This window comes from Myxococcus sp. AB056, from assembly GCF_006547365.1.
GTDB lineage: Bacteria > Myxococcota > Myxococcia > Myxococcales > Myxococcaceae > Myxococcus > Myxococcus virescens.
This window is the reverse complement of the sequence record NZ_VHLB01000020.1, coordinates 95,794-107,003: the sequence shown is the minus strand read 5'-3', so window position 1 is coordinate 107,003 and position 11,210 is coordinate 95,794. Positions and strand designations below refer to the sequence as shown.

Below are 11,210 nucleotides of genomic sequence, written 5' to 3'. Positions count from 1 at the left end.
GCCCTGCCCCGCCGCCCGTCGCGGTGGCGCCCGCGGCCGACGCCGCGGAGCTGCGCAGCCTGCGCACGAAGGTGGCCGAACTGCAGGCCGAGCTCGATGACTCGCGTGGTGCGGCGTCCCACGCCGAGGAGCGCGTGCGTGACCTGGAGGCGCAGCTGGAGAGCCAGGCCACGGAGCTGGAGGCGGCCCGGGCGTCCTCGGGGAAGAACGACAAGGACACCTTCGCCCTCCGCGACGCGGCCAACAAGAAGGACAAGGAGATCCTCCGCCTCAAGACGGAGCTGAATCAGAAGGACCAGGAGATCATCGAGCTCAAGGACCAGAGCCTGGAGCTGGAGCAGAAGGCCAGCACCGCCGAGTCCGAACTCGCCCAGCGCGACGCCCAGCTCAAGACGCTGACCGCCCGGGCGGAGTCGCTCGCCACGGACCGCAAGCGCGTGGACCAGCAGCTGGCCGCCGCCAAGGAAGAGGCCCGGGGCGCGTCCGCGCAGCTCACCGCGCTGCAGACGGAGCTGGACCAGCACCAGGCCCAGGCGCATGCCTACGCCGCGGAGCTGGAGGATCTGCGCGCTCGCGCGGGGCAGTTGGAGGCGGAGGTCCAGGCCGCGCAGCATGAGGCCGAGGACCTGCGCGTCCAGCTGGGCCAGGCCCAGGTAGAGCTGTCCGAGCAGAGCAGCCGCGCCAGCGCGGAGGCCGACGAACTGCGCGGCCGCATCGCCGAGCTGGAGGCCGCCACGGCCCGCAACGAGGAGCGCGTGACGCGCCTCTACGCGCGCATCAAGAACGAGGAGAAGCTGCGCGAGAAGACGAAGAAGGCGCTCGTCATCGCGCAGCAGCTCCTGGACGAGCCCGCGTCCTCGGTGGCGGACGACGCCAGCGAAGCCGCGGCCTAGTCGCACGGGCCGCGCTCCCCGGGCCTCCCGAGCCCGGGGCACAGCCTGCCCCTACCCCTGCTTCTTCGGGGTCGTCTTCTTCTCGTGCAGCTTCTTCGCGAAGCCCTGCACGGCCGCGGGCACGTTCTTGTCGCGGCTGAGGTCCTTCAGCTCGGCGTCGCGGAACGAGTTGAGGAACTTCATGGTGACGGTGAGCGGAACCTTGGGGTTCTTCACCAGCGCCATCTTCACCTTGTGGTTCTTCGTCCACTCGCGGTTGTTGTAGATGACGCGCAGCACGTCATCCATCATCGCGCGGTTGGCGGCGCACGAAAGCACCTCACCGTCGGTGATGCGCGGGCTGCGGATGACGGCCACCGCCACCAGCTTGTTCGTCTCGCGGATGAGCGCGGTGCGGGCTTCCTTGTTGCCCAGCGTGGCCAGCTTGATCTTCTCCGCGATGGACATGCGCATGACCCGCTGGGCCAGCGTCAGGCGCTTGCCCTCCTCCATGGGCGCGGCCGATTCGTCCGCGGCCTCCTGGAACTCCTGGAGCACCTCCTCCGCGGTGGGGCCCTGCGGCGGGGGCGCCTCCGCGGCCTCGGGGCCGAAGACGCGCACGCGCGCGGCCTTCATCTGCGGCACGTCCATCAGTGTCAGCCCGCTGCGCACCGCGAAGTCGCAGACGTTGTCGATGAGCGACACCGGCGCGCTCGCGTTGGCGCAGAGGTTCCGGAGGATGTCCTCGTGGCGCAGCAGGCGGAGCTGGTTCTGCCCGATGATCTCCGCCAGCTTCGGGCTGCAGTCCTTCGCCACGTCCGCCACCGCGTCATCCGGCGTGCTGGCGTTGAGGACCAGCATCTCCGCGTACGCCTCGTTGCCCTTCACGAGCCCCAGGAGGTAGCCGAGCACCGGCGGCTGCACCTCTTCGTCACGCAGCGCGGAGCCCAGGATCCGGTCCGGCAGCCCCGTGGCCGTCTTCGCGGCCGTCTCGCGCACGTTCGCGTCCGGGTCGAACGTGAGCATGTAGAGCGCGCCCACCATGTCGGACGGGCTGAGCGGAACGAGCGACTTCGCCGCCATCATCCGCAGCGGCACCGGCGCCGCGGGGTCCACGTGCTTGCGCAGGTTGGGCGGCAGGAACTCCGCATCGAAGGGACAGCCCGGCGGCGGCGCCGGGACGGCGTTGGGAGCGGCAGTGGTCATGACGCGTGATTCCTTCCGTAAATGATGCGCAGGCCCTCGAGCGTGAGGAACTCATCCACCTGGTGGATGGCCTTGGACTCGCTGGCCACCAGCGACGCGAGCCCCCCGGTGGCGACGACCTTCACCGGAAAGCCCAGTTCGGCCTGCATGCGGGCGCAGATGCCGTCCACCATGCCCACGTAGCCGTAGACGAGTCCGGCCTGCATGGAGTGCACGGTGTTGCGCCCGATGACATGCGGTGGCCGCGCGAACTCCACGCGCGGCAACTTGGAGGCATTCTGGAACAGCGCCTCCATGGAGATGTTGATGCCGGGGCAGATGCAGCCCCCCAGGTACTCCCCCTTCGGCGACACCGCGTCGAACGTCGTCGCGGTGCCGAAGTCCACGACCACCACGCCGGCGTGGTGCCGCTCGTAGGCGGACACCGCGTTGACGATGCGGTCCGCGCCCACCTCCCGGGGGTTGTCGTAGAGGATGGGCATGCCCGTCTTCACGCCGGGCCCGATGAACATGGGGCGGACGCGGAAGTACCGCTCGCTCATCTTCTCCAGGTTGGACTGGAGCGGCGGCACCACGCTGGAGACGACGACCGCTGTCACCTTCATCGGGTCGATGCCGCGATGGGTGAAGAGCTGCCGGACCAGGATGCCGTACTCATCCGAGGTGCGGCGCGTGCTGGTCTCCACGCGCCAGTGGTCGAGCAGGCGCCGGCCCTCGAACACTCCGAGCACGGTGTTGGTGTTGCCGACGTCGATGGCCAGGAGCATCACACCGCGCACTCTACCGCCGTGGGCGCAGCTGCTCCACGTCGCCCGCCAACACGCGTTCGAGCGAGCCCTCCGCCGTCCGAACCAGCAGCGCCCCGGATGGGTCGATGTCCTCGGCCCGTCCCCGCAGCTCCTGCCGGTCAGTGCGCACCAGCACGTCCTGCCCCAGCGTGGAGGACAGCGCCTTCCAGCGGGCACGCACCGCGTCGAAGCCCGTGTCCAGGTAGAGGTCCAACCACTCCTCCAGCCGCGTCCAGAGCGACGCGGCGAAGCGAGCCCGGTGTACCCGCTGCCCCAGGGCCAGGGACAACGACGTGGCGGTGGCCCGCAGCTCCTCCGGGAAGTGTTCGGCCTGGGAGTTGAGATTGACCCCCACGCCCACGATGACGAAGTGCACGCGCTCGGGTTCGGCGGACAGCTCGGTGAGGATTCCCGCGACCTTGAGGCCGTCGATGTGGACGTCGTTGGGCCACTTGATGGCGGCCTCCACGCCCGCGTCGCGCAGCGACTCCGCCAGCGCCACGGCCGCCACCAACGTCAGCTCCGGCGCGCGCTGGGGCGGCAGGCCCGGACGGAGGATGGCGGAGAAGTAGAGATTGAGGCCCGGCGGGGACACCCAGGTGCGGCCCCGGCGCCCCTTGCCCGCGGTCTGCTGCTCGGCCACCACGACCTCACCGTGCCTGGCGCCGTCCTGGGCCAGGCGGAAGGCCTTCTCGTTGGTGGAAGGCAGCGATTCGTGGTGGTGGATGGTGCGGCCCAGGTCGTGGGTGTCCAGCAGCGGGCCCACCTCGAGCGAGGTGAGCCGGTCCGGCACCTCCACCAGCCGATAGCCTCGCGCGGACACCGCCTCGATGCGGTACCCCTTCGCGCGCAGGGCCTCCACGTGCTTCCACACCGCCGTGCGCGACAGGCCCAGCTTGCTGGAGAGCGCCTCACCGGAGGTGTAATCGCCCCCGCTTTCCGACAGGAAGCTCAGGATGAGCTCTTCCTGGGTCTGCTCGTTCGCATTGGCGGCCACAGCGGCACCTCGTGGAGAGTCTCCACCGTATCAGCCCGAAGGCGGCGCCGCGCCGTCCCGGAGCTGCCAGGCCGTCAGCTCCAAGGAGGTCTGCGGCATCAGCTGGCCGTTGGTCTCCACGGCCATTTCGATGCGCACCATGCCGACGCCAGGCGCGAACGTCATCGTGTTCACCAGCGTGGCCTTGGCGTCCACCCGGTTGCGGCCCTCCACCTGGACACAGCTCGGGAAGGTGCCCGCGGGCGTCTCACAGGAGTCCCCCGCCTGGACGATACGGTAGCGCTCCGTGGAGGACACGGACACCACGTTCGTCCACGCGTGCCCGGTCCTCACCGGGCCGCGCAGCAGGTAGCGCTTGGGATCTCTCAAGCCGTAGCCGTCCAGCGAGAGCTGACCGCCCTGGCTGTCATGGAAGACGCCGGCCTCTTCCTTGAGAATCTCCACGGTGACTTGTTTGTCGTCGCGACCGTTGATCCGGTAGGTCCAGCTGTTGCCCACCGCGAGCGGGTAGTACGCGGACACGTCATCGGTGCCAGCGCTCGCCCCCGCCGCCGCGTCGACGTTCTTGGAACAGCCCGTGCCCAGCACCAGGGCCGCCAGCACCGCGGCCCCGCCCATGCCGAATGAACGCTTCATGTCGATGTCAGTCCGCGCGGCCGGGGCCACGCGCCTCCGCAGGTGAGTGCTTACGTGATGCGTAGAGCGTGTCCAGCGCCTGCTGCGCGGCGGCCTGGACGGCGGGCGCATCGTGCCCCTGCGCCATCGTGTAGAGATAGGCCTCCGCCTCCGGGCCACCGATTTCGCCCACCGCGAAGACAATCTCCTGCACGAAGCCCAGGTCACGGCCACGCGCCAGGTCGATGAGCACGGGCACGGCGACTCGCGCCTTCATTTCCACGAGCGAGCCCATCGTCCTGCGCACCGTCTCCGCGTCGGTCACTTCCTTGAGCCGGTCGATGAGCAGCGGCGCGGCCGCCGGGTGCTGCCGTTCCGCCAGCGTGCGCAGGCTGAACTCCCGCACCCGCGAGTCCGTGGCCTTGAGGTCCAGCACCAGCGCTTCATCGGAGCGGTCCAGCGCCGTCAACTGCATGACGGCGGACTCGGTCACCTGGCGCAGCACGTTGGTCAGCGCCGTGCGCATGGCCATCTGCCGTCCCGCGGGCGAGTCCTCCTCGACGGGCGCCTCTCCGAGCCCGACCAGTTCGTAGCGCTGAGGCAGACTCCCACCGAAGCGCTCCAGGACCAGGTTGGCGCCCACTTCGGCGAAGCTGCGCGGGTCACCGTCCTTCAGCACTTCGCGGGTGAAGGGCACGTCCAGCGTCATGCGCCAGGGCCGCTCCTCACGCGGCGCCTCCGCGCCTTTCTGCTCGAAACGGCCGGAGTCCTTCAGGGCGGCGGTGAAGAGCGTGGCCACGCCCTCGGGAGCCAGTCCCAGCAGGGCGTTGTCCCGCAGGGTGGCTCCGGAGAGTTCCACCGGCGCCACCGGGTAGCGCGGCGACTGCCACCGGCAGGCACCGAGCAGCAGGACGACGCAGGAGGCGAGCAACAGGACCGGCTTCATCGCTCCCCAGGGTAACACCTGGAGAGCGACGGCGCCGACCAATCCCTCACCTCCTGGAGTGCTGCGTCAGCTATCGCGCTCCCCGGACGGCCCCTTGGGGGGCTCGGACGAGTCAGCGGACGGCTCACCGTCGGTGGGAGAGGAAGCAGGCTCGCTGGCCTGCGCGCCCTCCACGACGCCAGAAGACGTCGTCGTCGCGGCACCAGAGGCCACTTCGCCCGCCGAGCCGTCCAGCACGCCCGCCTGCGTCTGCCCCGAAGTCGGAGCAGCCGATGACGTTCCCTCGGAAGGAACAGTCCCGGGCACATCTGCCTGCGTGGCGACGCCCACGGACGCGGATGCCGCTTCGCCGGAGGCTGCCTCGGAACCGGCAACGCCACCCGCCGAGGCAATCGCTTCGCCCGATGCGGCACCTGGGGCAGCAGCCGAGCCCTCGCCACCGTCAGCGCGTGAATCGACCGACTCGGAGACGGGAGGTGCCTCGCCAGCACCGTTGGCAGCAGGAGACTCGCCTCCCGTCACACCGGATCCGGCAGCCGACACACCGGCGGCATCGACAGGAGTCGTCTCTCCAGCGACGCCCCCGGCAGCCGCCTCTCCGTCAGTGCCCGCAGCCGAGGCTCCGGCCTCGTCAGCGGCGACACCAACAACCCCAGCAACGGAAGCGCCCGCCTCACCCGCGACCGAAGCGCCGGCCTCACCCGCGGCGGCGGCCTCTCCTGCAGTCCCCGCCTCACCCGCGGCGGCGGCCTCTCCTGCAGCCCCCGCCTCACCAGGAGCTCCGGTGGCACCGGCCTCACCCGCGCGGCTGCCACGGCCGCGACGGCCCCGGCGACGACGGCGGCGGCGCTTGCGGTCACCCTGTGCCCCTTCGGCACCGGCCTCCGCGGGAGTTCCATCGGGACGCACACCACCCACGAAAGCGCTGGCGGCCTCGAGGTCGTCATCATCCCCGTCCTCGTCGTCGCCCTCCTCATCGTCCTCGCGGCCCTGCAGGACCGGCGCGGCCGGAATCGGAGCGGCTTCACGCGCATCCCCGGCGGGAGCAGCCGAAGCCTCCTCCGTGGAAGCCCCCGCGGTGGCCTCGGCTTCACGAGCCTCGCGGGCCTCGCGCGACTCACGCTCACGGCGGCGCTTCTCACGCGGGCGCTCGCGCTCCGCCGGCGCCGCGGCCTCGGTGGGCTCCTCGCCCTCCCGGGCCTGCTTCTCGCGCTGACGCTCCTCGCGGCGCTTCTGGGCCTCCTCGGCATCCAGCTTCGCGGCCTCGAAGAACTTCTCGTCGACCTCGTACAGCGCGACCTGCGTGACGGAGACGGCCGTCTCCGCTTCCAGGAACTTCTCGCCCAGCGCGTCGCCGCACCAGAGCATCACCAGCGAACCATTGGCCTGCGCCTCGGTGCGCGCATCACCGCGCACGTCACCCGCGCTCACCAACAGGCCCACCTGCGCCGAATAGTGGCCCAGGTCACGCCGCAGCTCCTGCACCGACTTGCGGTCGATGCCGGGGGTGCCCTTCAGCATGCGCACCGCGTAGCGCAGCTCCACGCTGCCCTCGCGCTTGCGAGCCGTGAGCAAGGGCCCTTCCTTGGACCGCTTGGCCACCTTCAGCTCGCGGAAGCCCAGGCCGTGCATCATCTTCACGACGGACTTCTCGAACGTACCGACGTCCAGCTCGCCCAGGCGCTTGCGCAGCCCACGCGCCACGGAGCGGCGCGCGTCCTTGAGCGCGGCGCGCAGCGTGGACACCAGCGCGGCATCCGCAGGGGCCTCGCCCGCGGCAGCCGGCTTGCCCAGCACCGGACGGCCGGCCTCCAGCGGGATGCCCAGCGCCTGCGCGAACGCGGCCTGGAGCTCCAGCGGCGGGGCCTCGCTCGGGGCGCCAGCGCGCTCCAGCGACACCTCTCCAGAGTCCTTGCTGAAGGCGTACTGCGGCCGGCGGCCCGCGTCGATGCGACGCTGGTTGTCCTCCAGCAGCGCGGTGAGCACCGCCTCCACCGTGGTGTCCTCGGCGCACAGCTCCTTGACCCGGGCGCGCTCGATGATCTGCTCGGTGCGCAGCCCGATGTCCGACTCACTGAGAATCTCGAACACCACCTCGGGCAGCGGCGGGAAGCGCTTGCGGCGACCGCCACGCTCCTCGTCCTCGTCGCGGCGGCGCTTGCGGTCGCTGCCACGCCCCGCGACCCGCACGTTGTCCGTGCGCGGCTCCGGGTGACGCTCCGGCGGACGCAGCGGCGGCAGTTCTTCTTCAGGATGCGGCTCCACCACGCCGGTTTGAGCCAGTGCCTCGACGTCCTCGGGAATCGACCAGTCAACCAGCGCGAAGGTATCCTTCGCCGTCACAAGTACCTTGCGATCCCGCGTGCGGCGCGCCATGGCTGCGAGGCGCGACAGCATCGTCACCTCAGGCGTCTTGCCCACGTGGGAGAGCAGGCTCTGCTGGATGGACTTCTCGGTAATTTCAAGGAAGTGGAGGGGACGACCTTCGCTCTCCAGGATGCGGAGCGCGGCCTCGTAGAATGTCATCGAGTATTCCCCAGGAATTCCGAACGGTTACAAAAATGTAGGTCCGTATAGGCGGCGGATGCTAGCCATCGCTAAACTGGCTTGTCAACGAACGCAAGATGACCCGCATACGCATCGGACAGCGCTGGAAACGCGAACCCGCGGCTTCCCCGCTCGATTCCATCGCACTGGAATTGGACGGGGTGGACCTTCTGTCCGGGGCCGTGGAGGAGTCTCTAGCAGAAGTCGTCCCCTCCCTGGTGCGCTCAGTTGCGGCGCTCGCGGGTGGACGTCAGAAACTGGCCCAGGTCTCCCTGCCCGAGGCCCACCTGGAGCTGGTGCTCCGCCGCATGGGGCCGGAGGTGGAGCTGCTCGTGGCCAACCTCTCCCGCCCTGCCCGGCTGATGCGCCCGCCCGTCCGGGTGGAGCTGGAGGAACTGGTGGAGGCGGTCCGCGAGGCCGGCGAGCGATTCCTCGCCGACGTCACCCGGGCTGGGCCCAAGGCGCTCGCCACCACCGTGGGGCAGGCCCTCAAGGAGCCGCTGAAGGGCCTGAACCGGCCCGCCCGTCCTCCTGACGAGGCGCCGGCCCGGCCCGCCACCCGGCGCGTGGAGCCCACGGAAATCCCGGGCTTCGGCTTCGAGCTCCGGAACGCCGGGGCGCCCATGGGCCGTGGCGCCGCGCGGGGGACGGCCGGACTGCTCGCGCCCCTGCTGGCAGCGGGCGAGGTCTGGCTGTCGCTGCCCGGCAAGCCCGAGGCCTGGCGCGTCCCCGGCCCGCCGTTCCTGACGACGCTGGAGCTGTCGCGACAAGCGGTGGACCTGGCGCGCGCGGTGGAACTGGGCGAAAGCCGCTTCGAACTGGCCCCCGCGGGCGCGAAGCCTTCGCTCCTGGTCGACCTGAAGTCGGGCCAGGCGAAGGCGGGACGCACCGGGGCGCCCTTCCCGCTCACGGGCACCGTGCTCGCCGCCGCCCTCTTCCACCTGGGCGAGTCCCTGGCCGCGGCCTTCGCGGAAGCGGACCACGCGCTGGTGGCCAACCCGTACCGGATGGAGCTGGCGGAGCGCTGCCGCGAGGGCCTTTCGCACCTGCGAGGCCCCGTGCAGCCCCCCGAGGCCAAGGGCGCGGCCCGCGAGAAGAAGGCCCGCGCCACGGGCCAGGGCACGTCACGGCCGTTGAAGGTCCCCGGCCGCTTGCGCCGGCTGCGCTTCGCGAAGCTGTGGGAGAAGCGCGGCCTGCCGGACGCGGAGGAATCGCGGCTGCTGCTTGGCCGGCACGGACCGGTGTACTGCGCGCCGCACCTGGCCTCCGCATTCTCCCGCAAGGACGGAGAACTGCTGTGGAAGCGCGCCGCGGCGTTGGGCGTGGCCGCGTCGGCGGATGGCCACGCGGTGGCGGCGGACATCGCGCGCGTCTACGGCTTCACGGGCCGGGGCGGTGGCGCGCGCTGGCTGCATGACCACGACGGAATCCCGCTGGGCCCGCTGCTGCTGCGCAAGGACGGCCTGCTGCTCACCTTGTCCGAGGACCGCACCGTCGTCGCCTTTGCGGAGGCCACGGGCCGCGAGGTCTGGCGCCTGGCGCCGCCGCGCACCCAGCGCAGCTGGCTGGCCACCCAGGGACACCGCGCGCTGGTGGGCACGGACTCGGGCTACCTCTATGGGCTCGACCTGGAAGATGGACAGGTCCGCTACCGCATGCGCGCGCCCATGCCGTTCCACGGGCCCCCGGTGGCCTGGGGCCGGCGCTTCCTGGCCATGCTGGGCCGCGGCTCGCACTGGGCCGTGCTGCTCGCGGATGCGCACACCGGCGAATCCGTGTGGACGTATGAGCCGAACCTGTCCCACCTGTCCGCGCCGTTGCCCGTGGGCTCGCGGGTGTTCATCGCCGGAGAGCGCGAGCGCGAAGGCATCCTGCTCTGCCTGGACACGAAGGGCCGACGCCTCTGGGAGCGCCCGCTCAACCTGGGCCCTGGCCCCTTTGCGTTGGCGTCCCTCCCTCGCGCGGTCGTGGTGACGAGCGCCTCGGGCGCCGCCACCCGGGTGGCCGCATCCGGCACGGTGGACTGGCGCGTGGGCGCCGCGGGCGAGCCGCTCATCAACGCGCTCCCCGCCCATACCGCGCGCGACATCACGCTGGTGCCGGGGGAGCGCGTCCGTGCCGTGGACCCCCGCGGCGGGCAGGTGCTCGCGGAGGTCCAGGCCGGCGTGGGGCTCGTCGCGCTCCAGGCCGACGTGCGCCTCAACCTCTACTTCCTGGACGACGCCGGCACGCTGTCCGCGTACCGGCTCGGCTCTCACTTCACGGTGGTGGAGTAACCCCCGCGAAGGCCTAGTTCGCTGCGGCCTTCGACGGGTCGATCTCCTCCTCGGGCCGCTCTTCCTGGGTGGCACCCTCCCAGGTCTCGCCAGCGCCGAGCTTCCACTCCGACGGCACGTCCAGCTTCCACACGTAGGTGGACGTCGCCGTACCGCCCGACGCCGCGCTGGAGGAGAGGTTGATGGTCATCTCCACCTTCGCCACCTCGTTCGGGAGCAGGTCCAGGTCGTAATGGCCCAGCACCATCTGCGGGGGGAACGCGCGGACGAAGCGCTCCGGGTGGTCAATCTTCATGGACGGGTCGGCGCCGCGCATCTCGCCCAGCAGCTTCCCCTTCGCGTCCGTGAGCTTCCACACCGTGTCGAACGTGGCGCTGGTCATCATCTTCAGCACCTTGCCGTCATCCTTGAGCACGCGCTGCGCGCCCCACACCGCCAACTGCAGGCGGATCTGCGGCTTGCCCAGCACCATCACCACGTCGGAGGAGATGATGTCCAGGCGCATGCCCTTGTCCGTGGCCGACCACACCGGGCGGTAACGGCCCTCGCGCAGGCTGTCGAACGTCTTGCGCGTGTACTCGTAGAAGGCCTTGCGGTCCTTGGCGCGGTCGTCCTTCGCGCCACTCTCCTCGCGCTTCTCCAGCTCCAGGAGGTAGTCGTCGAACTTCGTGTTCCCCTTGAAACGCGCCAGATGCGCGTCCACCTGCTCGAAGTAGTTCTTGAAGAAGGGCTTCAACTCATCACGGTAGCTGGCCTCGTCCGGGTTGGCGCGCATCCAGCCCACGCGTTCGAGGTACTCCGCGTGAATCCGTTGCTGATCCGCATCCCGCTGAGCCTCCAGCGCGCGACCGCTCGCGCTGCGATAGCTCATGACGGCGGCCAGCAGCACACCCGCGACGATGACGATGACTCCGAAGTAGCGCTTCACGCGGCAGTCTCCTGTGCCTTTGTCCCGGCAGTGAT

At 70.6% G+C, this 11,210-nt stretch carries 8 protein-coding genes and 1 pseudogene; 2 read left to right on the top strand and 7 right to left on the bottom strand.

The annotated features are described in order from the left end of the window. Positions 1-893: pseudogene (locus FMP39_RS12135) on the top strand (hypothetical protein); the annotation flags it as partial. A 51-nt stretch (positions 894-944) separates the two neighbouring features. On the opposite strand, the gene FMP39_RS12130 reads toward FMP39_RS12135, so the two are convergent. The 6 genes from FMP39_RS12130 to FMP39_RS12105 all read right to left on the bottom strand — a co-directional run bounded on the left by FMP39_RS12130 (position 945) and on the right by FMP39_RS12105 (position 7,950). Then, positions 945-2,078, bottom strand: a complete 1,134-nt coding sequence (locus FMP39_RS12130) for a hypothetical protein (RefSeq protein ID WP_141590065.1) — start codon at positions 2,076-2,078, stop codon at positions 945-947. Further along, positions 2,075-2,845, bottom strand: coding sequence for a type III pantothenate kinase (locus FMP39_RS12125; protein ID WP_140863524.1), 771 nt, complete (start codon positions 2,843-2,845; stop codon positions 2,075-2,077). The genes FMP39_RS12130 and FMP39_RS12125 overlap by 4 nt, the downstream gene beginning before the upstream one ends. Positions 2,846-2,858: 13 nt before the next feature. Then, a complete protein-coding gene (locus FMP39_RS12120) occupies positions 2,859-3,863 on the bottom strand; it encodes a biotin--[acetyl-CoA-carboxylase] ligase (RefSeq protein ID WP_141590064.1) in 1,005 nt (334 codons plus the stop codon). A 30-nt stretch (positions 3,864-3,893) separates the two neighbouring features. After that, positions 3,894-4,529 (bottom strand): hypothetical protein, encoded by a 636-nt coding sequence (locus FMP39_RS12115; protein WP_141590063.1) that lies wholly within the window; start codon positions 4,527-4,529, stop codon positions 3,894-3,896. After that, positions 4,507-5,424, bottom strand: a complete 918-nt coding sequence (locus FMP39_RS12110) for a HEAT repeat domain-containing protein (protein ID WP_141590062.1) — start codon at positions 5,422-5,424, stop codon at positions 4,507-4,509. Before FMP39_RS12110 ends, FMP39_RS12115 begins: the two co-directional genes overlap by 23 nt. Before the next feature lie 66 nt (positions 5,425-5,490). Beyond that, positions 5,491-7,950 carry an HTH domain-containing protein gene (locus FMP39_RS12105; protein WP_141590061.1) on the bottom strand — a complete coding sequence of 820 codons (2,460 nt, stop codon included), beginning with the start codon at positions 7,948-7,950 and terminating at the stop codon, positions 5,491-5,493. Positions 7,951-8,048: 98 nt separating this feature from the next. On the opposite strand from FMP39_RS12105, the gene FMP39_RS12100 reads away from it, so the two are divergent. Continuing rightward, a complete protein-coding gene (locus FMP39_RS12100; protein ID WP_194858365.1) occupies positions 8,049-10,247 on the top strand; it encodes a PQQ-binding-like beta-propeller repeat protein in 2,199 nt (732 codons plus the stop codon). Between the two features lie 13 nt (positions 10,248-10,260). Here FMP39_RS12100 and FMP39_RS12095 read toward each other — a convergent pair whose 3' ends face one another. Further along, a complete protein-coding gene (locus FMP39_RS12095; protein WP_194858364.1) occupies positions 10,261-11,175 on the bottom strand; it encodes a hypothetical protein in 915 nt (304 codons plus the stop codon). Between the last annotated feature and the right edge of the window lie 35 nt (positions 11,176-11,210).